20 protein-coding genes and 1 rRNA gene are annotated in these 22547 nt (G+C 73.7%); 18 read left to right on the forward strand and 3 right to left on the reverse strand.

Going from position 1 to position 22547, the window contains the following annotated elements:
- Positions 1–9 precede the first annotated feature (9 nt).
- Positions 10–126, forward strand: a 5S ribosomal RNA gene (rrf, locus tag IEY61_RS27560).
- Positions 127–285: 159 nt separating this feature from the next.
- Here rrf and IEY61_RS27565 read toward each other — a convergent pair.
- The gene (locus IEY61_RS27565; RefSeq protein WP_229706498.1) at positions 286–1824 is read right to left on the reverse strand and encodes a hypothetical protein; all 1539 of its coding nucleotides are present in this window, start codon (positions 1822–1824) and stop codon (positions 286–288) included.
- On the opposite strand from IEY61_RS27565, the gene IEY61_RS27570 reads away from it, so the two are divergent.
- Positions 1729–2679: a tetratricopeptide repeat protein gene (locus IEY61_RS27570; protein WP_229706497.1), complete on the forward strand. Its 951-nt coding sequence runs from the start codon at positions 1729–1731 to the stop codon at positions 2677–2679. The two genes, IEY61_RS27565 and IEY61_RS27570, sit on opposite strands and share 96 nt — an antisense overlap.
- Entirely contained in the window at positions 2676–3695 is a 1020-nt protein-coding gene (locus tag IEY61_RS27575) for an HAD-IIA family hydrolase (protein WP_189049536.1), read from the forward strand. The genes IEY61_RS27570 and IEY61_RS27575 overlap by 4 nt, the downstream gene beginning before the upstream one ends.
- A gap of 17 nt (positions 3696–3712) precedes the next feature.
- Here the strand turns inward: IEY61_RS27575 and IEY61_RS27580 are convergent, their stop codons facing one another.
- Complete coding sequence (locus tag IEY61_RS27580; RefSeq protein WP_189049606.1) at positions 3713–4051, reverse strand: SCP2 sterol-binding domain-containing protein; 339 nt, start codon at positions 4049–4051, stop codon at positions 3713–3715.
- A 111-nt stretch (positions 4052–4162) separates the two neighbouring features.
- On the opposite strand from IEY61_RS27580, the gene IEY61_RS27585 reads away from it, so the two are divergent.
- From IEY61_RS27585 to IEY61_RS27645, 13 genes are all read left to right on the forward strand, one after another.
- Positions 4163–4768, forward strand: coding sequence for a phasin family protein (locus IEY61_RS27585; protein ID WP_189049538.1), 606 nt, complete (start codon positions 4163–4165; stop codon positions 4766–4768).
- 58 nt (positions 4769–4826) lie between these two features.
- Positions 4827–5054, forward strand: a complete 228-nt coding sequence (locus IEY61_RS27590; protein WP_189049540.1) for a hypothetical protein — start codon at positions 4827–4829, stop codon at positions 5052–5054.
- Between the two features lie 15 nt (positions 5055–5069).
- Complete coding sequence (locus IEY61_RS27595; protein ID WP_189049543.1) at positions 5070–5930, forward strand: TlyA family RNA methyltransferase; 861 nt, start codon at positions 5070–5072, stop codon at positions 5928–5930.
- Positions 5931–6057: 127 nt separating this feature from the next.
- On the forward strand, positions 6058–6942 hold the full coding sequence (locus tag IEY61_RS27600) for an NAD kinase (protein WP_189049545.1): 885 nt from the start codon (positions 6058–6060) through the stop codon (positions 6940–6942).
- Between the two features lie 76 nt (positions 6943–7018).
- A complete protein-coding gene (gene recN, locus IEY61_RS27605) occupies positions 7019–8773 on the forward strand; it encodes a DNA repair protein RecN (RefSeq protein WP_189049547.1) in 1755 nt (584 codons plus the stop codon).
- Positions 8774–8895: 122 nt separating this feature from the next.
- Positions 8896–10074 (forward strand): putative cytokinetic ring protein SteA, encoded by a 1179-nt coding sequence (gene steA, locus IEY61_RS27610; RefSeq protein ID WP_189049549.1) that lies wholly within the window; start codon positions 8896–8898, stop codon positions 10072–10074.
- 27 nt (positions 10075–10101) lie between these two features.
- Complete coding sequence (locus IEY61_RS27615; RefSeq protein WP_189049551.1) at positions 10102–11043, forward strand: copper transporter; 942 nt, start codon at positions 10102–10104, stop codon at positions 11041–11043.
- A 57-nt stretch (positions 11044–11100) separates the two neighbouring features.
- Positions 11101–11967, forward strand: a complete 867-nt coding sequence (locus IEY61_RS27620) for a hypothetical protein (protein WP_189049552.1) — start codon at positions 11101–11103, stop codon at positions 11965–11967.
- A gap of 1 nt (position 11968) precedes the next feature.
- Positions 11969–13630 (forward strand): murein biosynthesis integral membrane protein MurJ, encoded by a 1662-nt coding sequence (murJ, locus tag IEY61_RS27625; RefSeq protein ID WP_189049608.1) that lies wholly within the window; start codon positions 11969–11971, stop codon positions 13628–13630.
- Between the two features lie 108 nt (positions 13631–13738).
- Entirely contained in the window at positions 13739–14884 is a 1146-nt protein-coding gene (locus IEY61_RS27630; protein ID WP_373293226.1) for a glycosyltransferase family 4 protein, read from the forward strand.
- A complete protein-coding gene (locus IEY61_RS27635; protein ID WP_189049556.1) occupies positions 14884–17166 on the forward strand; it encodes a hypothetical protein in 2283 nt (760 codons plus the stop codon). The genes IEY61_RS27630 and IEY61_RS27635 overlap by 1 nt, the downstream gene beginning before the upstream one ends.
- A gap of 136 nt (positions 17167–17302) precedes the next feature.
- Positions 17303–19036, forward strand: a complete 1734-nt coding sequence (pyrG, locus tag IEY61_RS27640; RefSeq protein WP_189049558.1) for a CTP synthase — start codon at positions 17303–17305, stop codon at positions 19034–19036.
- A gap of 88 nt (positions 19037–19124) precedes the next feature.
- Positions 19125–19730 carry an NUDIX domain-containing protein gene (locus tag IEY61_RS27645; protein WP_189049560.1) on the forward strand — a complete coding sequence of 202 codons (606 nt, stop codon included), beginning with the start codon at positions 19125–19127 and terminating at the stop codon, positions 19728–19730.
- A gap of 66 nt (positions 19731–19796) precedes the next feature.
- On the opposite strand, the gene IEY61_RS27650 is transcribed toward IEY61_RS27645, so the two are convergent.
- The gene (locus IEY61_RS27650) at positions 19797–20054 is read right to left on the reverse strand and encodes a TM2 domain-containing protein (RefSeq protein WP_189049562.1); all 258 of its coding nucleotides are present in this window, start codon (positions 20052–20054) and stop codon (positions 19797–19799) included.
- 102 nt (positions 20055–20156) lie between these two features.
- Between IEY61_RS27650 and ald the strand changes: the two genes are divergently transcribed.
- Together ald and IEY61_RS27660 are read left to right on the forward strand one after the other, a co-directional pair.
- Positions 20157–21272, forward strand: coding sequence for an alanine dehydrogenase (ald, locus tag IEY61_RS27655; RefSeq protein WP_189049564.1), 1116 nt, complete (start codon positions 20157–20159; stop codon positions 21270–21272).
- Complete coding sequence (locus tag IEY61_RS27660) at positions 21269–22276, forward strand: tyrosine recombinase (protein WP_189049610.1); 1008 nt, start codon at positions 21269–21271, stop codon at positions 22274–22276. The genes ald and IEY61_RS27660 overlap by 4 nt, the downstream gene beginning before the upstream one ends.
- The last annotated feature ends 271 nt before the right edge of the window (positions 22277–22547 follow it).

The following is a 22547-nucleotide window of genomic DNA, read 5'->3' on the forward strand; positions in this document are numbered from 1 at the left end:
TGATAAGGTTACGGCGGTTATGGCGGAGGGGAAACGCCCGGTTACATTCCGAACCCGGAAGCTAAGCCCTCCAGCGCCGATGGTACTGCACTCGGGAGGGTGTGGGAGAGTAGGACACCGCCGGACACACGTCACAGTCGAGGGCCGCCCGGAATCGGGCTGGCCCTCGACTGCGTTGCGCCGTTGAACGGCGTACTTAGGAAGGATGTACCTGTGAGTTCAGGACCTCAGGGCGGAGACCGTCCTCGGGGGCACGACGGGCGACCCGGCGACCGTGACGCCGGTTCACGTCGGAGCGACCGCCCGTCGTACCGCGACGACCGCGACCGGGAGCGTGGCTCCCGCGACCGCGGCTACGGCGCCGAGGGCCGCTGGTCCGGCGGACCCCGCCGGGATGATGACCGCCGCGAGGGCGGCGTTCGGGGTGAGCGCCGCGAGGGCGGTCACGCTGGTGACCGTAGAGAAGGCAGCTCCGGTGGCGGTGACCGACGGCCGGGTGGCTTCCGCGATGGGGACCGTCGTGAGGGTGGCTTCCGCGATGGTGACCGCCGCGAGGGCGACTCCCGAGCTGGTGACCGTCGGGACGGCAGCTCTGGCGGCGGTGAGCGTCGCGTAGGTGGTTTCCGTGACAGCGAGCGCCGTGAGGGTGGCTTCCGTGGCGGTGATCGTCGTGAGGGCGGTTTCCGTGGCGGTGATCGTCGTGAGGGCGGTTTCCGTGGCGGTGAGCGCCGCGAGGGTGGCTTCCGTGGCGGTGAGCGCCGCGAGGGTGGCTTCCGTGGCGGTGAGCGCCGTGATGGTGGCTTCCGTGGCGGTGAGGGTGGCTCCCGTGATGGTGACCGTCGTGAGGGCGGTTTCCGCGATGGTGAGCGCCGTGAGGGTGGCTTCCGTGGCGGTGAGCGCCGCGAGGGCGGTTTCCGTGGCGGTGAGCGCCGTGATGGTGGCTTCCGTGGCGGTGACCGTCGTGAAGGTGGCTTCCGTGGCGGTGAGGGTGGCTCCCGTGATGGTGACCGTCGTGAGGGCGGTTTCCGTGGCGGTGAGCGCCGCGAGGGTGGCTTCCGTGGCGGTGACCGTCGTGAAGGTGGCTTCCGTGGCGGTGAGGGTGGCTCCCGTGATGGTGACCGTCGTGAGGGCGGTTTCCGCGATGGTGAGCGCCGTGAGGGTGGCTTCCGTGGCGGTGACCGTCGTGAGGGCGGTTTCCGTGGCGGTGAGCGCCGTGAGGGCGGTTTCCGTGGCGGTGACCGTCGTGAGGGCGGTTTCCGTGGCGGTGACCGTCGTGAGGGCGGTTTCCGTGGCGGTGACCGTCGTGAGGGCGGTTTCCGTGGCGGTGACCGTCGTGAAGGTGGCTTCCGTGGCGGTGAGGGTGGCTCCCGTGATGGTGACCGTCGTGAGGGCGGTTTCCGTGGCGGTGAGCGCCGTGAGGGTGGCTTCCGTGGCGGTGACCGTCGTGAGGGCGGTTTCCGCGATGGTGAGCGCCGTGAGGGTGGCTTCCGTGGCGGTGAGCGCCGTGAGGGCGGTTTCCGTGGCGGTGACCGCCGTGAAGGCGGCTTCCATCGAGGGACCGACGAGCGGGGTGGCGAGCGCCGCGATCGCGGCTTCCGCGACGACCGGGAGCGCCGCCCGGCAGCGAGGGACCACCGGACGGAGGAGGCCGCAGGCGCTACCCCGGCCCCGGAGCTTCCCGATGAAATCGTCGCGGCCGATCTCGACAAGGATGTCCGCGCCGAACTCCTGTCCCTGGCGAAGCCGGTCGCGGAGACCGTCGCCCGTCACCTCGTGGCGACGGGACAGCTGATCGACGAGGATCCGGCCGAGGCGCTTGCGCACGCACTGGCCGCGCGCCGGCTCGCGGCGCGGATCGCCGCGGTCCGGGAGGCGGTCGGGCTGGCCGCGTACCACGCCCGGGATTGGCAGACCGCGCTCGCGGAACTGCGGACGTACCACCGGATGAGCGGCGTGCAGAGCCACCTGGCGGTCATCGCGGACTGTGAGCGGGCACTGGGCCGGCCCGAGCGGGCCATCGACCTGTTCCGCGGCGCGGACCAGGAGAAGCTGGACCGGGCCGTCGCGATCGAGTTGCTGATCGTGGCAGCCGGGGCCCGGGGTGATCTCGGCCAGCGGGATGCGGCCGTGGCCATGCTCCAGGTCCCCGAACTGACCACCGAGGCGACCGAGCCGTGGACGGCTCGGCTGCGGTACGCGTACGCCGACGCGCTGCTGGCCGTCGAGCGGCGTGCGGAGGCTCGGGAGTGGTTCTCCCGTGCGGCCGAGGTGGACGTCGACGCGGAGACCGACGCGGCGGAGCGGCTGCTCGAACTCGACGGAGTGGTGATCGAGGGCGACGACGATGACGAGGCGGCTGAGGAACTGACCGCCGGCCCGGGTGCCCCGGGCACCGTGCCGGCCCGGCCGGACACCGACCGCACCGATGACGAGGCCGACGAGCCGATCGAGACCGATCTCGCGGACCAGGCCCTGACCGAGGACGAGGCCGTCGACGCCGATGCGGTTCACGCCGACGCCGACGCCGACGCCGACGCCGACGCGGTCGAGGTCGAGTCCGAGTCCGAGTCCGAGGCCGTCGCGGACGAGCCGGTTGCGGACGCGGCACCGGAGGTCGCGGTCGCGGCGGACCGCCCCGAGGCCGAGGGGGCGCAGGAGCCGGAGGCGCGGCAGCGATGAGCGACACCGGGGAGCGGCTGGTCGACGATTACGCCTTGGTCGTCTTCGACCTGGACGGAGTGGTCTACCTGATCGACCGGCCGATCCCCGGCGCGGTCGAGGCCGTCGTGCGGCTGCACGACGAGGGCCGGGCCGTGGCCTATGCGACGAACAACGCCTCACGCCGGGCGAGTGAGGTCGCCGACCTGCTCACCGGGATGGGCGTACCGGCGCGGCCGGAAGAGGTGCTGACCAGCGCGGCCGCTGCCGCCCAACTGCTGGCCGAGCGACTTCCCGCCGGGGTGCCCGTGCTGGTGGTCGGCGCGGAGGCATTGCGATCCGAGGTGCGCGCGGTCGGGCTGAACCCGGTGTCCCGCGCGGAGGACTCACCGGTCGCGGTGATCCAGGGCTACGGCCCTCAGGTGGGCTGGGCCGACCTGGCCGAGGCGGCGGTGGCGGTCCGCGCGGGCGCGGCCTGGATCGCCACCAACACCGACCGGACCCTGCCCAGCGGGCGTGGACCGCTGCCGGGCAACGGCGCGTTGGTCGCCGCGCTGGCGACCGCGCTCGGCCGGCAACCGGACGAGGTGGTGGGCAAGCCCGCGCCGGAACTCTTCGCCACCGCCGCCCGTCGGGCGGGCGAGGGCCGGACCCTCGTCGTCGGCGACCGGCTGGACACCGACATCGAGGGGGCCAACCGGGCCGGTCTGGACAGCCTGCTGGTCCTCACCGGCGTCAGCGATGTGCCGGAGCTGCTGGCCGCGCCGTCGCACCGCAGGCCCACGCACGTGTCCCGGAACCTGGCCGGACTTTTCGACCCCGCCGAGGTGGTGCGGGTGCCGGCGGCCTCGGGAGACAGCGGTGGCTGGCACGTCGTCACCGGTGCCGGCGGCTGGCAGCTGTCCGGGGCGGGACGACCGTTGGACGCGCTGGCGGCGCTCTGCGCGGTGGCCTGGTGGCACCGTCCGGCGGGACTGCCAACGCCTGCCTCGCCGGCGGCGGCGCAGGCGCTGGACGCGCTCGGACTGCCTACCTGACCGACGGCCCGGCCTGCTCAGAGCAGCTTGCGGAGCTTCATCAGATCGAACGGGTTGGCCTTGATCGATACCCGCTTGCTGGCCACCGCGCGAGTGACGTCGAGGTCACCGCGAACCAGCGCGACCAGATCGTCGCTGGTGGTGCTCATGGCGATCTTTGCTTTCGGGTCGTCGCCGTCGGCCAGCTCGACCAACCGTCCGCCGGTGATGCGGCCGTGGAAGGCGGTTTCCAGGTCGGTGACCCGGCAGGCCAGCGTGCGGTCCAGGTCGACCCGGTCGCGGACGGTCTCCGCGTTGCGTTCCAGCCGGTCGGCCAGATCCCGCAACGCCTGCCGGCACTCGTCCACCGTGGCCACCATCGCCTCCTCGCCACGCCGCGTCATACCTCGGCACCGTACCGCACGGGGTGCGTCCGGCGGCCCGGTAGCGTGACACCTGCACCAGCCGCCGGGTGAAAGGACTCAGGCATGCAGGACGCGTGGCGCGCCTACCTCGAACTGGCCATGGGCCTGACGGAGGCGCCCCGGAAGAAGGCGCAGGACGCGGTGCGTCGGGTGATGGGCTCGACGGGGGCGACCGCCGCCCAACTTTCGGCGCTCGCCGAGGAGCTGCGCTCGACCGGTGCGGCCAATCGGGAGGCGCTGACCAAGCTCGTGCGGTTCGAGGTCGAGCGGGCGCTCGGCGCGGTGGGCCTGGCCACCGCCGACGAGGTCGCCGAGCTGGAGAGCCGGGTCCGCGAGTTGGAACGCCGGCTGCGTGCTGGGGGCGGCGCTGCCGAGCCGGATGCTCCCGCCGATGTGCCGTCGGTCGGTATGCCCGCGACGGCCGCGGCCGCGCCGCCGGACGCGACGCCGAGCCAGGCGGAAGGGGCCACCCCCGCCGGGGCGACGGCGAAGAAGGCGGTGGCCAAGGAGGCGATCGCGAAGAAGGCGATCGCGAAGAAGGCGGTCGCGAAGAAGGCGGTGGCCAAGAGAGGGCCGGGGACCGTGGCCCGTACCGCCGACCACGACCCGGCGAACCGGCCGCCGCAGGGCGGTTCGGCGCGGCGGTCGAGGCCGGAGGGGTCCGCATGAGCGAGGGGAGCCGACTCGGGGCGTTCCGGCGCGGCGCGCGGAAATCGGGAGCGACAGCGTGACCGGCCCGCGCCCGGGGCCACCGGGGCCGCGACCGGGAACACCGGGGCCGCCGCCCAGCCGGTGGTCCGGCATGGAAGCCGACGGCGGTGGCCATCCGGCGGTGGACGCCGCGATCCAGGCGATGGCCAACGCCGCCACCCTGGCCCCGGCGGACCAGATCGCCCAGTACGAGGCCGCGTATCAGACGTTGCGGGAAACGCTCGCCACCATCGACCAGGCCTGAGGAGGCCGCCCCACCATGGCACGTCGTAACCGGTTGGACGCCGAACTCGTCCGCCGTGGCCTGGCCCGCTCCCGCGAGCAGGCCGTCGCGCTGGTGCAGGCCGGTCGGGTCCAGTTGCGGGGGGTGCCGGCACGCAAGGCCGCGGCGATGGTCGACCCCGCCGACCCGCTGCTGGTGACCGGTGCCGATCCCGTTTCGGAGTACGTCTCCCGGGGCGGTCACAAGCTGGCCGGTGCGCTCGCCGCGTTCGCTTCGGGCGGGTTGATGGTGGCCGGTCGGCGGTGCCTCGACGCCGGCGCGTCCACCGGTGGCTTCACCGACGTGCTGCTGCGCGCCGGCGCGGCCGAGGTGGTCGCGGTCGATGTCGGCTACGGGCAGCTCGCCTGGTCGCTGCGGACGGACGAGCGGGTACGGGTGTTCGAGCGCACCAACGTCCGGACGTTGACCTCCGAGGCGATCGGCGGCCCGGTCGAGCTGACCGTCGCCGACCTGTCCTTCATTTCGCTGCGCCTGGTGTTGCCGGCCCTGGCCGCCTGCACCCGGACCGACGGCGATCTGGCGCTCATGGTCAAGCCACAGTTCGAGGTCGGCAAGGAGCGGGTCGGTGCCGGGGGCGTGGTGCGCGAGCCGGCGCTGCGGGCCGAGGCGGTGCTCGATGTCGCCGCGGCGGCCGCGGCGCTGGGACTGGGGCTGGCGGATCTGGCCGCGAGCCCGCTGCCGGGGCCGAGCGGCAACGTCGAGTTCTTCGTATGGTTACGCCGGGACGCGCCACCGGCCGACCCGGAACGGGTCCGCACCGTGGTGGCGGCCGGACCGCAGGGCCCGACGACGTCCGACGAGACGACGGACGAGGTGACGGAGGAGGTGGCCGGGTGACCGTAAGCAGCGGCCGAGGCATCACCACGAGACGGAGGACGCTCAGGCCGGCGCCGAGCGCCCCGACGAGGGCGGAGCGGCGGGGTGGCTCGGTGCGGCGGACGGCCGGCACCGGGCGGGTCGTGCGGTGAACCGCACCGCCCTGTTGGTGACCCACACGGGCCGCCGCCGCAGCACCGAGCACGCCCGGACGGTCGCCGCCGATCTCATCGCCGCCGGTTTCGAGGTCCGGGTGGTGGCCGAGGAGGCCGAGGACCTCGACCTGCCGGGCGTGGTGCCGGTGGCCGGTCCGCAGACCGCCGAGGGCGCGGAGATCGTGATCGCGCTCGGCGGTGATGGCACCTTCCTGCGCGCCGCCGAGCTGGCCCGGCCCGCGAAGGTGCCGCTGCTCGGCATCAATCTCGGCAAGGTCGGCTTCCTCGCCGAGGCGGAGATCGACGATCTCGATGTCGCGGTGCGGGACGTGGTGGGCCGCAACTACGCCGTCGACGAACGGCTCACCCTCGACGTCACCGCGGAGTTCGACGGCGGGCCGACGATCGAGTCGTGGGCGCTCAACGAGATCAGCGTCGAGAAGGGGGAGCGGGCCCAGATGCTGGAGCTGCTCGTCGACGTCGACGGGCGACCGCTGTCCCGGTACGGCTGTGACGGAGTGGTGTGTGCCACCCCCACCGGTTCCACGGCGTACGCGTTCTCCGGTGGTGGCCCGGTGGTCTGGCCCGCGGTGGAAGCGTTGCTGTTGGTGCCGATCAGCGCGCACGCGTTGTTCAGCCGGCCGCTGGTGACCGCACCCACCTCGACCTTCTCGATCACCGTCGACCCGTTCACCACTCTCGCGGTGCTCTCCTGTGACGGACGCCGGGTGTACGACCTGCCGCCGGGTGCGCGGGTCACCGTACGGCGGGGCGCGCTGCCGGTGCGGATCGTGCGGCTGCGGGACCGGCCGTTCACCGACCGGCTGGTGGCCAAGTTCGGTCTGCCGGTGCACGGCTGGCGGGGCAACCGGCGGTGACCGCAGCCCGCGTCGACCGGGCGTGGCGCCGCGCCGGCTGGTCAAGTGTCGGGCCGCGCGTCTACTGTCGGTTGCTGTGCTGGAGGAGCTACGCATCACCGGACTGGGCGTCATCGAGGACACGACGTTGCCGCTGACCGGCGGTATGAACGTCATCACCGGCGAGACCGGTGCCGGCAAGACGATGGTGGTGACCGGTCTGGGCCTGCTCTTCGGCGGTCGGGCCGATGCCGGTCGGGTGCGCGCGGTGCCCGGCCGGGCCGTGGTCGAGGGCCGGCTGCGGTTGACCGGCCGGGCGGCCGAGACGGTGCACGCCCGCATCACCGACGCCGGCGGTGAGCCCGATGAGGACGGCGCGGTGCTGCTGAGCCGTACGGTCACGGTGGAGGGGCGCTCCCGGGCGCACCTGGGCGGGCGCGGGATGCCGGTGTCGATGCTGGGTGAGGTGGGCGAGCAGGTGGTGGCCGTGCACGGCCAGTCCGACCAGCTGCGGCTGCTGCGCCCCGCCGAGCAGCGCGCCGCGCTGGACCGGTTCGCCGGCCCGGAGCACGAGAAGCTGCTCGACGCCGTGCGGGAGGCGTACACGCAGTGGCGGCGGGTGGTCGACGACCTGGCCGACCGGCGGCGCAACGCGCGGGAACGCCACCAGGAGGCGGATCTGCTGCGGCTCGGTCTCGACGAGATCACCCGGGTCGACCCGCAGCCCGGTGAGGACGACGAGATGAAGGCGGAGGCGCAGCGGCTGGAGCACGCCGAGGGCCTGCGGACCGCGGCGCAGCTGGCTCATCAGTGCGTGGCCGGGGGGCTGGAGGCCGTCGACGACACGCCGGACGTCTCGACGCTGCTGGGCACCGCCCGGCGGACGTTGGAGGCGCAGGCCGGCACGGATCCGGCCCTGGGTGAACTGGCGGCCCGGCTGGAGGAGGCGGCCACCCTGGTGGCCGACGTCTCGGTGGAGCTGTCGACGTACCTGGCCGGGTTGGATGCCGACCCGGCCCGGCTGCAGGCGGTCTACGAGCGTCGGGCGGAGTTGCGGGCGCTGACCCGCAAGTACGCCGACGACATCGACGGTGTGATCGCCTGGGCGGAACGGGCCAGGAACCGGCTGTCGGAGCTCGACACCTCCGACGAGCTTCTCGACGAGCTGGACCGGGAGGCCTCCCGCCTGGCCGGCGAGGTGGCTGAGTTGGCCGGCCGGTTGTCGGTGTCCCGGCAGGAGGCCGCCGGACGCTTCGCCGAGCAGGTCACCGTCGAGTTGGCCGGGCTGGCCATGCCGCACGCCCGGGTCGAGGTGGCGGTGCTGCCCCGGCCGGCCGGGCGGGCCGAGCCGACGTTGCCGGTCAACGGGGCGCAGGTCGGCGTCGGGCCGGACGGTGGCGACGAGGTCGAGCTGCGCCTGTTGGCCCACCCCGGCGCTCCAGCGCTGCCGTTGCAGCGGGGTGCCTCCGGTGGCGAGCTGTCCCGGGTGATGCTCGCGATCGAGGTGGTCTTCGCCGGTTCCGGCGGGCCGCCGACCCTGGTCTTCGACGAGGTCGACGCGGGTGTCGGCGGGCAGGCCGCGGTGGAGATCGGCCGGCGGTTGGCCCGGCTGGCCCGCAGTCACCAGGTGCTGGTGGTGACCCATCTGCCCCAGGTTGCGGCCTTCGCCGACCGGCACCTGGTGGTGGCCAAGGACACCGGGGGCGCGGTGACCACCAGTGGGGTTCGGGTGGTGGAGGACACCGAGCGGGCCCGGGAACTGGCCCGGATGCTGGCGGGTTTGCCCGATTCGGATCTGGGTATCGCCCACGCCGAGGAGCTGCTGGCCGTGGCGGCCAGGGAGCGGCGGTAGTGAGAGCGCCGATTGTGAGCGGAGGCACACCGGCCTTCGCCGTCATGTGTTTCCCTGGATAGGCGGCCCTGCTCAGGCATGTCGCGACAGATTCGCCTGCCTCACATGCCAGGATGGTCACGATGCGTCTACCCACGTTGCGCCGGATCCGAAACGCGGAACCGGGACAGATCCTCGGCACCGCGCGCCTCGATCGCCGTACGAAGCGACTCGTCGGCCGGCTCCGTCCCGGTGACATCGCGGTGATCGACCACGTCGATCTGGACCGCGTCGCGGCCGATTCGCTGGTGGCGGTCGGTGTCGGCGCGGTGATCAACGCCAAGCCGTCGGTCTCCGGCCGGTATCCGAACCTCGGCCCGGAGGTGCTGCTCTCGGCGGGCATTCCGCTGCTGGACGACCTCGGCGAGGGCGTCTTCGAGCGCATCCGTGAGGGCGACACGGTGCGCATCGAGGGCAACACGGTCTACCTGGGCGACGATGCGGTGGCACACGGCAGCCTGCAGGACGTGGAGAGCGTCGCCAAGGCGATGACCGACGCCCGGGAGGGCCTGTCGGTGCAGTTGGAGGCATTCGCCGCCAACACCATGGACTACCTCAGGCAGGAGCGGGACCTGCTGCTCGACGGGGTCGGTGTGCCGGCGATCGCCACCGAGATCCAGGGTCGGCACTGCCTGATCGTCGTACGGGGTTACGACTACAAGGCCGACCTGGACGTGCTGCGCCCGTACATCCGGGAGTTCAAGCCGGTGTTGATCGGCGTGGACGGCGGCGCGGACGCTCTGGTCGAGGCGGGCTACACGCCGGACATGATCATCGGCGACATGGACTCGGTCACCGACGACGTGTTGCGCTGCGGCGCCGAGGTGATCGTGCACGCCTACCCCGACGGGCGGGCCCCGGGACTGCCGCGGGTCAACGCCCTGGGGGTGCCGGCGGTGACCTTCCCCGCCGCCGCGACCAGCGAGGACCTCGCCATGCTGCTGGCGGACGAGAAAGGCGCCTCGCTGATCGTGGCCGTGGGCACGCACGCCACGCTGGTGGAGTTCCTCGACAAGGGGCGCGGCGGCATGGCCTCGACGTTCCTCACCCGGCTCAAGGTCGGCGGCAAGCTGGTCGACGCCAAGGGTGTCAGCCGGCTCTACCGGCAGGGCATCTCGGGTTCCTCGCTGTTGCTGCTGGTGCTCTCGGCGGTCGCGGCCATGGCCTCGGCGGTGGCCGTCTCCACCGTCGGTAAGGCGTATCTGGGTGTGGTCTCCGAGTGGTGGGACAATTTTGTGTTCCAGCTCGGCCAGCTCTTCTAGCTCCCGATCGATCAAGAGGCTGTAGGCGTGATCAACTTCCGGTACCACGTGGTGTCCCTGACTGCGGTCTTCCTGGCGCTGGCGATCGGCCTGGTCGTCGGCACAGCCGCCCTCAACGGGCCGGTCGCGGACTCGCTCAACAACACCGTCAACTCGCTGCGCAAGGACAACCAGCAGATGCGTCAGACGATGCAGAACATGCAGCGGGAGTTGGAGCTGGAGGAGGAGTTCGCGGCCGAGATGGCCCAGGTCATGCTGCCCGGCAAGCTGAGCGGCAAGCGGGTGCTGGTGATGACCACGCCGACCGGCCGTGATCACGCCGAGGGCGTGCAGCAGATGCTCCGGCTCGCCGGTGCCGACATCACCGGTCTGGTCGACCTGCAGGACAAGTTCATCAACCCGGAGAACAACAACAACCTGCTGGAGTTGGCGGTGACCGCCGCCCGGCCGACCGGCGCGCCGACCGCCGGGCTGCCCGGCAACGGTCACGGCGTGGAGACCTCCAGCGCCCTGCTGGCGGCCGTGCTGCTGGACCGGCCGGCCGGTGCGGAACCGGTGACGGAGACCGACCGGCGGGCCGTGCTGGCCGCGTACAGCAACGCCAACTACCTGACCACCGCCGACCGGGTCGCCGCGCCGGCCGAGGCGGTGGTGATCGTCAGCGGGCAGCCGTACGTGGACAAGGACTCCGCCAAGAAGGACGAGTCGGTGGTCAAGATCGCCGAGCAGTTCGACCGGACCGGGGCGATCGTGGTGGCCGGCAACGGTTCCGCCGGCGGCAACCTGGTGGCCTTCGTCCGGGGTGACGCCGTGCTGGTCCAGACCATCTCGACCATCGACAACGCCAACACCGTGCAGGGTCAGTTGGTCACCACGCTGGCGCTCGTGCAGCAGCTCACCGAGCGCAAGGCCGGCCAGTACGGCGTCGGCGACAACGCCGGCTCGCTGCTGCCTAGACTGCCCCAGTGAGCCACCGACGGGCCTGACGCGTCCGGTGGGCGATTTCCGACGATGCGGAGTGCCGGCATGAGCGTGCTCGGTCGACTGGTGGTGGCGGGCCTCGGGGCGGCCGCCGCCCGGTACGCGCTGCGTCAGGTGCGTACCTCCCCCGCCGGACCGGCGTTGGAACGCAGCAACTTCCGCGGGCGTACGGTCACCCTGGCCGCCGGGCCGGCGCTCGCGTTGGGTGCCTGCGGCGCGGCGGCCGGTGGCGCGGCGAGCGTGCCCGCCGGGGCGGCGACGGTGGTGGCCGGGCTCGGCGCCGGCGCCGTCGGGCTCTACGACGACGTGGTGGGCGCCCGACCGGAGCAGAAGGCGGACAAGGGCTTCGCCGGGCACCTCGCCGCGCTGCGGCAGGGAAGGATCACCGCCGGCCTGGTCAAGATCGTCGGGGTGGGTGCGGCCGGCCTGGGCGCCGCGGCGCTGCTCGCCGCCGACCCGCGGGTGGCCGCGCATCCCGGTCGACGGCGGCAGGGCGCGCTCGGCCGGGGCGTCGACGTGCTGCTCGGTGCGGGTGTCGTGGCCGGCACCGCGAACCTGATCAACCTGCTCGATCTGCGGCCGGGGCGGGCGTTGAAGTCCGGCCTGCTGCTCGGCGCGCCGCTGGTCGGTGGCGCCGCGGGCGGGATCGCCGCCGGCGCGGCCGGCGCCGCGGCCGGGCTGCTCCCCGCCGACCTCGGCGAGGACGTGATGATCGGCGACAGCGGCGCGAACGCCCTCGGCGCCGTGCTGGGAGTGGCGTTGGCCGCCCGGACCGGCCCGGTCGGTCGGGCCGGGCTGCTCGCGGTGCTGGCCGGGCTGACCGCGGCCAGCGAGAAGGTCAGCTTCACCCGGGTCATCGCGAACACTCCGGGGCTGCGTGAACTCGACGCGCTGGGCCGCCGCGCCGACTGACGTGACCACACCGGCACCCCTCGCCGGCGCCGGCCGAGTGGCCGGAGCGGCCGCGCTCATCGCCGTACTCACCGTGCTCAGCCGGCTGGCCGGGTTCGGGCGTACCGCCGTGTTCACCTGGGTGGTGCAGGATAGCGACCTGGGCGCGATGTACGTCATCGCGAACACCCTGCCCAACATCGTCTTCGAGATCGTCGCCGGTGGGGCGCTGGCCAGCCTGGTCGTACCGCTGCTCGCCGGCCCGGTCGCGACCGGTGACCGGCGGGCGGTGACGGCGACCACCGGCGCGCTGCTCACCTGGACGGTGACCCTGCTGGTGCCGCTGGCGGTGCTGCTGGCGCTGGGCGCCGGCCCGGCCATCGCCCTGATCGGCGACGACCGGTCGCCGGAGGAGTTGGCGGCGGGCGCCCGGATGCTGCGGGTCTTCGCGCCGCAGTTGCCGCTGTACGGCATCGGCATCGTGCTCGCCGGCGTGCTTCAGGCGCACCGCCGGTTCGCGTGGCCGGTGATCGCGCCGCTGCTGTCCAGCCTCACCGTGATCGTGGCGTATCTCTGCTTCGCCGGCGTCGCGGGGACGGGGGCGAGCGTGGCGCAGGCGGGCCGCGGCGCGGAGTTGATCCTGTCGGCGGGCACCACCGCCGGCGTGGTGGTGCTGTCGCTGTCGCTGCTGATCCCGCTGCGCCGGCTGCGGCTGACGCTGCGTCCCGGGTACGCGTTCCCGGCCGACGCCCGGGCCCGGGTGGGTGGGCTGGCCGTGGCGGGCGTGGTGACGGTCACCGCTCAGCAGGTGGCGCTGCTGGTGATGCTCAACCGGCTTTCCGCCGGCCCCACCGAGGCACCCCAGGTGTTCAACCTGGCGCTGACGTTCTATCTGCTGCCCTGGGCGGTGCTGGCGGTGCCGCTGGCCACCGCCGCGTATCCCACCTTGGCCGCAGCGGCGGCGGGCGGGGACGAGCGGACCTACCGGGACACCCTGTCGGCGGCCCTGCGGGGGGTGCTGCTGCTCAGCTTCCTCGGCGCGGCGGTGCTGGTCGGCGCGGCCGGACCGATCGGACGGTTGTTCCCGCTCAACGCCGACGCCACCGCCGCCGCCGTCGCCGGGTTCGCGCCCGGCCTGCTCGGGTACGGGCTGTTCGCGGTGCTTTCCCGCGCACTGTACGCCCGGGGAGCGACCCGGGCGGCCACCGCCGCCATCAGCGCCGGCTGGCTGGCGGTGCTGCTGGCCACGCTGCCGCTGGCGGCCCTGCTCCCGGTGGCCGACCGGGTGCTCGCCGTGGCGCTGGCCAACTCGGCGGGGATGCTGCTGCTCGGCGGGCTGCTGCTGATCGCGGTGCTGCGGGTGGCCGGGCGGCAGGCGCTCGACGGCGCGGCCCGGGCCGGCGCCGCCGGTGTGCTGGCCGGCACGACGGCGGCCCTCGCCGCGCTGGCGCTGCTGCGGTTGTTGCCTGTCGGGGACGGCACCCCGGCGCGGTGGATGGCGCTGGTGCAGGGCATGCTGTCCGGAGTCGTGGTGGGCGTCGTGTTCCTCGGCGTGGTCTGGCTGGTCGACCGGCGGGACCTGCAACCGCTGCTGGCCGGGCTGCGGCGGCGCCTGCGCCGGCGTGGGCAGCAGGGCGGCGACACCCCGGAGCGGGGCGACGGGAAGGAGACGGTGTCCCGGTGAGCGCGAGGAGTGAGCTTGCGAGCCCCGCAGCCGCGAACGAAAGGCGAGCTTGGTGAGCGCGAGGAGTGAGCTTGCGAGCCCCGCAGTCGCGAACGGAAGGCCAGCTTGGTGAGCGCGTCTGATCGGCGGGGTGTGGTGGTGCTGGTGCTCGCCTCCAGCACCGGCGGCGTGGGGCAGCACGTGCGGGGGTTGGCTCGCGGGCTGGCCGCCGCCGGGGAGTCGGTGCTGGTCTGCGGGCCGGCGGCGACCCAGGACCAGTTCGATTTCGTCGCCGCCGGGGCCCGGTTCGCGCCGGTGGAGATCCCGGCCACTCCCACTCCCGCCGATGCCCGGGCGGTCGTCGTGTTGCGTCGGGTGCTCGCCGCCGAACAGGTCGGTGTCGTGCACGCGCACGGGTTGCGCGCCGGGTTGGTCGCGGTGCTCGCCCGGCCCGCCGCTCCGCTCGTGGTGACCTGGCACAACGCGGTGCTCGCCGGTGGGCTGCGCGGTGGCCTGTCCCGGCTGGTCGAGCGGGTCGTGGCCCGGGGCGCCCAGGTGACCCTCGGTGCCTCCGCGGACCTGGTCGAGCGGGCCGCCGCGCTGGGTGCCAGGGACGCTCGACTCGCTCCGGTCGCCGCGCCGGCGTTGGCCGTGCCGGGCCGGCGCCGGGCCGCCGTACGGGCGGAGTTCGGCGTCGTCGTCGACCAGCCGCTGGTGCTGTCGGTGGGCCGGCTGCACCCGCAGAAACGGTACGACGTGCTGGTGGACGCCGCCGCCCGATGGCGGGAGCGGTCTCCCGCGCCGGTGGTGCTGATCGCCGGCAGCGGGCCGGCCTACCTGCCGCTGGCGGCTCGGATCAGCGCCGCCCGTGCCCCGGTCACGTTGCTCGGGCACCGCACCGACGTCGCTGACCTGCTCGCCGGGGCGGACCTGGCGGTGGTGACCAGTGACTGGGAGGCTCGCCAACTGTTCGCCCAGGAGGCGATGCGTGCCGGCGTACCGCTGGTGGCGACCGCGGTGGGTGGCCTGCCGGAGCTGGTCGGCGACGCCGCGGTGCTGGTGCCGCCGGGTGACGTCGACGCGGTCGACGCGGCGGTGCGGGCGCTGCTCGACGACGGGCCGGGCCGGGCCGGGTTGGCTCGGCGTGGTGCGGCGCGGGCGGCGGCCTGGCCCACCGAGGCGGAGACCCTGGCCCAGTTGGTCGCGCTCTACGCGGAGCTGGCCCGCGGTCCGGCCGCGCCGGACGCCGACACGCGGTCGACGGGACGCCGCTGATGCTGCGTCGAGTCGCTCCGATCCTGCTGACACTGCTCGTGGTGGTGCTCGGCGTCACGGCGTTGGCGGCCCGTCCGTACGCGCCGTCGCCGCGGCCGAGCGCCGACTTCGTGGTGCTGGTCGGGGTGGCCGGACTGCGCTGGGACGACGTCGACCCGCAGCGCACTCCGACGCTGTGGCGGATGGCCCAGGAGGGTTCGATCGGGTCGCTGTCGGTGCGATCGGTGCATCGGCCCACCTGCCCGTTGGACGGCTGGCTGACCCTCGGCGCGGGCAGCTTCGCGGCGTGGACCGGCAGCCGGCCGGACGGGTTGTGCCCGGCCGACGAGGTGACGGTGGAGCGGCCGGACGGCATCGGGGCGTACCTGCCGGAGCAGGACAGCGTGGTGCTGCACAACCAGGACCGGCTGCCGTGGGGCACGGTGCCGGGCGCGTTGTCGGAGTCGGTGCGCTGTTCGGTGGCGGTCGGGCCAGGGGCGGCGGTGGCCGCGGCCCGACCGTTCGGGCGGGTCGACCGGTACGCACCGACGCTGCCCGAGGACCCGACCGAGCTGCTCGGCTCCTGCGTGCTCAGCATCGTCGATCTCGGCACGGTCGCCGGCACGGACCCGGCGGCGCGCGCGGCGGCCGCTCGCGAGGCCGACACGCAGCTCGCCCGGGTGCTGGCGGGCCGGCCGCCGCACTCGCTGGTGATCGTCGCCGGGGTCGCCGACACCGAACGGCCGTCGCGGCTGCACGTGGCGATCGCCGACGGACCGGGGTGGGAGAACGGCTGGCTGACTTCGCCCAGTACCGCCCGCCAGGGCTATCTGCAACTGGTCGACCTCGCGCCGACCGCGTTGGCCGCGTTGGGCCGTCCGATGCCGGACCGGGCGTTTCTCGGTCGGCCCGCCGAGTCGGTCGGTGGCCGGCCGGCGGACCTGCCGGCCGCGATCGCCGAGCCCGCGGACGCCGATCGGGAGGCCGCCGCGCAGCAGGAGGTGGCCGGCGGGTTCTTCACGGTGCTGGCCGCTGTGCAGGTGGCGCTCGCCGTGGCGGTGCTGCCGCTGCTGCGCCGCGCCCGCCGGCACGCCGGGCCGCACGGTCCGAAGCCGGTGTCCCCACGGCTGGTGGCGATCGTGGAGGTGCTGCTCGTCGCCGCCGCCCTGGCGATGCCGGCGGCCCTGCTCGCCGAGGCCGCGCCGTGGTGGCGCTACGCCCATCCGGCGGTCTCCTTCGCCGGGTTGACCGGCGTGCTGCTGGCCGCCGCGACGCTGCTGGTGCGGCTCGTGCCGGGCTACCGCAGCACCCTCGGCCCGCTCGGCGCGGTGGCCGGGTTGACCACGCTGGCCATCGGCCTGGACGTGATCACCGGTGCCCGGCTGCAACTCAACGGTGTGGTCGGCTACTCCGCGCTGGAGGGCGGCCGGTACGCCGGGCTCGGCACCGTGGGGCTCGGGGTGTTCGTCGCCGCCGCGCTGCTGACCGCGGGTTGGCTCGCCCAGCGGGTTCCTCGTGGCTGGCGGCCGGTGGTCATGGTGGCCATGGGCGGGATCGCCGTGGTGGTGGTCGGCAGCCCGTACCTCGGTGCCGACTCGATCGGCGCGATCGCGTTGACGGCAGGGGTGAGCGTCGCCGCGGCGATCAGTGCGGGTGGTTGGCTGACCCTGACCCGGCTGGCCTGGGCGGCGATGGCCGGACTGGCCGTGACGGTCGGGTTCGCGGTGGTGGACATGGGTCGGTTGCCGGCCGAGCGGGGCAGCCTGGGCCGGTTCCTGGCGGCGCTGGGCGACGGCACCGGCGGGCTGACCGTGCAGCGTTCCAGCACGTCCAACTTCGAGACGCTGGTCAACAGTCCGCTGACCGTGCTGGCCCTGGCGGGGGCCCTGCTGGTCTGGTTCGCGCTGCTGCGGCCGTGGGGCGGGTTGATGCGGCTGTTCGGGATCTACCCGGCGATCCGCGCGGCGATGGCCGGCACCGGGGTGGCCGTGGTGATCGGTGGGGTGCTGGGCGGCGCGGCCCTGGACGTCGCCGGCGCGGCGGCGGCCCTGGTGGTGCCGATGGCGGCCCTGTCCGCGCTGCGGGTGCTCGACCACGCTGCGGACCGGACCCGGCCCGCCGGGGACCGGCCGGGGGACGCGGGGTGGCCGGACGGCCCGGTGGCCCGCCACGACGGCGATGGCGGGCCCGGTGCCGCCGGTGCGGCGGTGGACGCCGGTGCCGCACCGGCACAGGGCGGCCCGGAGGCCGGCGCGGGACACGGCCGCACCGTGCGGTCGTCGGCCGAGGTCGCGACCGGGTGATCGGGGACGGGACCCCGGGTGCGGCACTGGTGCCCCGCCGGGAAGGTGTTACCGTGGAATCCCGTGGATCGCGTGATCACTTCGCTGATCGGCTCGGCGGTCTGCACGACCGCGACGGACGACACGGGAGCAGGCGTTGGCCCCTACAGCACGGACGACCAGGCACATTTTCGTCACCGGGGGCGTGGCCTCCTCGCTGGGCAAGGGGCTCACCGCCTCCAGCCTCGGCCATCTGCTGACCGCCCGGGGGCTGCGGGTGGTGATGCAGAAGCTCGACCCCTACCTCAACGTCGACCCGGGCACGATGAACCCGTTCCAGCACGGTGAGGTCTTCGTCACCGAGGACGGTGCCGAGTGCGACCTCGACGTCGGCCACTACGAGCGGTTCCTGGACCGGGCGCTCTCCGGCAAGGCGAACGTGACCACCGGCCAGATCTACTCCGACGTGATCGCCAAGGAGCGGCGCGGCGAGTACCTGGGCGACACCGTCCAGGTGATCCCGCACATCACCAACGAGATCAAGTCGCGGATCCGGGCCATGGCCGACCCCGACGACGACGGTCGTACGCCGGATGTGGTGATCACCGAGGTCGGCGGCACGGTCGGTGACATCGAGTCGCTGCCGTTCCTGGAGGCGATCCGTCAGGTCCGTCACGACCTGGGCCGGGACAACTGCTTCTACCTGCACGTCTCGTTGGTGCCGTATCTGGCCCCCTCCGGCGAGCTGAAGACCAAGCCGACTCAGCACTCGGTGGCGCAGTTGCGCAGCATAGGTATCCAGCCGGATGCCATCGTCTGCCGCTCCGACCGGGACATCCCGGACAAGCTCAAGCACAAGCTGTCGCTCTACTGCGACGTGGACGCCGAGGCGGTCGTCGCCGCGCCGGACTCGCCCAGTATTTACGACATTCCCAAGGTGCTGCACCGGGAGGGGCTCGACGCGTACGTGGTGCGCCGGCTCGGGCTCTCCTTCCGGGACGTCGACTGGGAGGGCTGGGACGACCTGCTGGAGCGGGTGCACCAGCCGCAGCGCACGGTCACCGTCGCGCTGGTCGGCAAGTACGTCGACCTGCCGGACGCGTACCTGTCGGTCAGCGAGGCGATCCGGGCGGCCGGGTTCGGCAACCGGGCCCGGGTGCAGCTGCGCTGGGTGCGCAGCGACGACTGCGTCACCGCGTCCGGTGCGGCGGCGGCGCTGGCGGGTGTCGACGGCATCGTCATCCCCGGCGGGTTCGGCATCCGCGGCATAGAGGGCAAGATCGGCACCGCCCGGTACGCCCGGGAGAACGGCATCCCGCTGCTCGGGCTCTGCCTCGGGCTGCAGTGCATGACCATCGAGGTGGCCCGGCACCTGGCCGGCCTGGACGGCGCCAACTCGCTGGAGTTCGACGCCGAGGCCGTGCACCCGGTCATCGCCACCATGGCCGACCAGGAGGACATCGTCGCCGGGCGGGGCGACCTGGGCGGCACCATGCGACTCGGCGCGTACCCGGCGAGGCTCGTCGAGGGCTCCATCGTCGCCGAGGCGTACGGCAGCACCGAGATCAGCGAGCGGCACCGGCACCGGTACGAGGTGAACAACGCCTACCGTGACCAGTTGACCAAGGCCGGGCTCCGGGTCTCCGGTACCTCGCCGGACGGGCGGCTGGTCGAGTTCGTCGAGCTGGATCGCGAACTGCACCCGTTCTTCGTGGCCACCCAGGCGCACCCGGAGCTCAAGAGCCGCCCGACCCGGCCGCACCCGCTCTTCGCCGCCTTCGTGCGGGCCACCGTGGCGTACTCGCAGGCCGACCAGCTTCCGGTCGACCTGGACGCCGCGACGGCGCAGCGGGCCGCCCACAACGGCGCCGCCACGACGGCGACGTCGTGAGCGGGCGCGACGACCGGGGTGCCGGCCGCGTGGCAGCACGCCGGCAGTGGCGCGGGGCGGCAGTGCGCAGACGGCGCGGGGCGGTCCGGTGAGCGCGGTGGAGCACCGCTACGAGGTGCGCTCTCGTGAGGTGCGCTACCGCGGCCGGATCTTCGAGGTGGTCACCGAGGAGGTGAGCATGCCGGGCGGCGGGACCGCGGCGCGTGACCTGGTCCGGCATGTCGGGGCGGTGGCGGTGGTGGCGCTGGACGACGCCGGTCAGGTGGTGCTCATCCGGCAGTACCGGCAGCCGGTCGGCCGGCGCCTGTGGGAGTTGCCGGCCGGGCTGACCGACGTCACCGGGGAGGATCCCGCCACGACGGCGATGCGCGAGCTGGCCGAGGAGGTCGACCTCACCGCCGGCCGGCTGGACGTGCTGGTCGATTTGCACAGCTCGCCGGGGTTCACCGACGAGCTGGTCCGGGTCTTCCTCGCCCGTGACCTCGGCGACGTTCCGGCGGAACAGCGACACGACCGGCACGACGAGGAGGCGGACCTGCAGATCGTCCGGATCGACCTGGACGAGGCGGTCGGCATGGTGCTGGCCGGCGAGATCACCAACGCGTCCTGTGTGGCCGGGCTGCTGGCCGCCGCCCGCGCCCGCGACGCCGGCTGGTCGGTGCTGCGCCGCCCGGACACCCCGCTGCCGGGCTGAGGCGGCGGAGACGACGCAGGGGCCGTACGGCGCACGTCGCACGGCCCCCGCGTCGATCGGGGTCGGTCAGTCGCGCAGCGGGCGCCCCTGCCCGTCGACGCCGCCCTTGACCAGGATCAGGATGCCGTCGACGAAGCCCCAGATGCCGCCGAAGCCGCAGGTGACCAGGGTGACGATCAGCTGGATGACACCGGTCTTGGTGTCACCCATGTAGAAACGGCCGACGCCGAAGGCGCCCAGCAGAATCTGCAGGACACCCGCGACGACCTTGCTCTTGTCAGAAACGCCCTGGGGATACCCGGGCTGCATAGGAGGAGTGGTCATGAGCCGTCACAATAGTGATCCATTACGCCGCTGTCGGCACCGGTATGCCAAAGTGGCACGATGATGGTCGAACACTGTCCTGACGGCTGAGGCGGCGTCATCGTGAAGGTCGGCATCCCCCGCGAGGTCACGAACCACGAGTACCGGGTCGCGATCACACCCGCGGGCGTCAACGAGTTCACCCGCAGCGGCCACCAGGTCTTCATCGAGGCCGGCGCCGGGATCGGGTCGAGCATCACCGACGAGGAGTTCGTCGCGGCCGGCGCCAAGATCCTGGAGAGCGCCGACGAGGTGTGGGACGCCGCGGAACTGGTGCTCAAGGTCAAGGAACCGGTCGCCGGGGAGCGTCACCGGATGCGCGCCGGCCAGGTGCTCTTCGCCTACCTGCACCTGGCCGCGTCCCGGGACTGCACCCAGGCGCTGCTCGACCGCAACGTCACCGCGATCGCGTACGAGACGGTCGAACTGCCCGACCGGTCGCTGCCGCTGCTCGCCCCGATGTCCGAGGTGGCCGGTCGGCTCGCGCCGCAGGTCGGCGCCTTCTACCTGATGCGCACCGGCGGTGGCCGGGGCGTGCTGCCCGGTGGCGTCTCCGGCGTGTACGCGGCCAAGACCGTCGTCATCGGCGCCGGTGTCTCCGGCATGAACGCCGCCGCCATCGCCCTCGGTCTGCAGTCCGAGGTGCTGCTGCTGGACAAGAACATCGCCCGGTTGCGGCAGGCCGACGCGATCTACCGGGGCCACCTGCAGACCATCGCCTCCAACGCGTACGAGATCGAGCGGGCGGTGCTGGACGCGGACCTGGTCATCGGCGCGGTGCTGGTGCCCGGCGCGAAGGCCCCGAAGCTGATCTCCAACGAGTTGGTCTCCCGGATGAAGGCCGGCAGCGTGTTCGTCGACATCGCCATCGACCAGGGTGGCTGCTTCGAGGACTCCCGACCCACCACGCACGCCGACCCGGTCTACCGGGTGCATGAGTCGATCTTCTACTGCGTGGCGAACATGCCGGGCGCGGTGCCGAACACCAGCACCTACGCCCTGACCAACGTCACCCTGCCGTACGCCCTGGAACTGGCCAACCACGGCTGGCGTGCGGCGCTGCGCCGCGACCCCGCGCTGGCGCTGGGCCTGAACACCCACGACGGGCACGTCGTCTACGGCCCGGTCGCTCAGGCGCACGACCTGCCCACCCTGCCCCTGGCCGAGGTGCTGGCCTGACCGGCCGGGCGCCGACCGCGGCAGCGGACACCGCCGGCGCGGCCCGACCGCCCGCGCCGGCCCTGAGCCGTGCCGTGCGCGGCTACCTGGATCACCTCACCGTCGAGCGTGGACTCGCCGCGAACACGCTCGCGTCGTACCGCCGGGACCTGGAGCGCTACCTCGCCTCGCTGGCCGCCGCCGGGGTGAGCGATCTGGCGGCGGTCTCGACCGGCGAGATCGAGGGCCACCTGGCCCGGTTGCGCGCCGGCGACGAGGATCACCCGCCGCTGGCGGCCTCCTCCGCGGCCCGGGCGGCCAGCGCGGTGCGCGGCCTGCACCGCTTCGCGCTACGCGAGGGCCTGGCCGGTGCCGATCCGAGCCGCGACGTGCGACCGCCCGTTCCGCCGCGCCGGCTGCCCCGGGCACTGCCGGTCGACGACGTGGTCCGGCTGCTGGAGACCGCCGCAGCGGTGCAGGCCGCCGGGGACGCCGCGCCGCTGGCGCTGCGCGACCGGGCACTGCTGGAGTTCCTGTACGGCACCGGGGCGCGCATCTCCGAGGCGGTCGGCGCCGCCGTGGACGACCTGGACGTCGACGACGGGGTGGTGCTGCTGCGCGGCAAGGGCGGACGCAGTCGCCTGGTGCCGATCGGCGGGTACGCGCTGCGGGCGTTGTCCGCGTACCGGGTGCGCGCCCGGCCCGGGTTGGCCGCCGCCGGTCGGGGCACCCCGGCGCTCTTCCTCAACGCCCGCGGTGGCGGGTTGACCCGGCAGGGCGCCTGGACCATCCTGCGCCGGGCGGCGCAGCGCGCCGGCCTGCCGGTCGACGGGCCACACGCCGTGTCACCGCACACGTTGCGTCACTCGTACGCCACGCATCTGCTCGACGGTGGGGCGGACGTGCGGGTGGTGCAGGAGTTGCTCGGGCACGCCTCGGTCACCACCACCCAGGTCTACACGCTGGTCACCGTGGACCGGCTGCGCGAGGTCTACGCCACCGCGCACCCACGCGCCCGCGGGTGAGCGACGCCGTGCGGCGTGGCCGGGCCGAGTGATCCGTTAGTCTCGACGGCGGCCGGGGTGCAGCGCCCCGCCCTGCCGCACCGGTGGCCGGGGGCGACCGGACCTGGCCAATGCCGCCGGCCGACACGCCGAGCGGGTGCCGAACGGCCTGCTGGCCGGTGGCGTACAGTCGGCATCGGCGCGGCCTGGCGGTGAGATGACCGGGGCGCGCAGCGGCGCCGCAAGGACGTCGGGCGGCTCCGACGCCGGATGGTCGTCGGGAGGGGGCAAC

It is taken from the genome of Micromonospora sonchi, assembly GCF_014646235.1.
GTDB classification, from domain to species: domain Bacteria; phylum Actinomycetota; class Actinomycetes; order Mycobacteriales; family Micromonosporaceae; genus Micromonospora; species Micromonospora sonchi.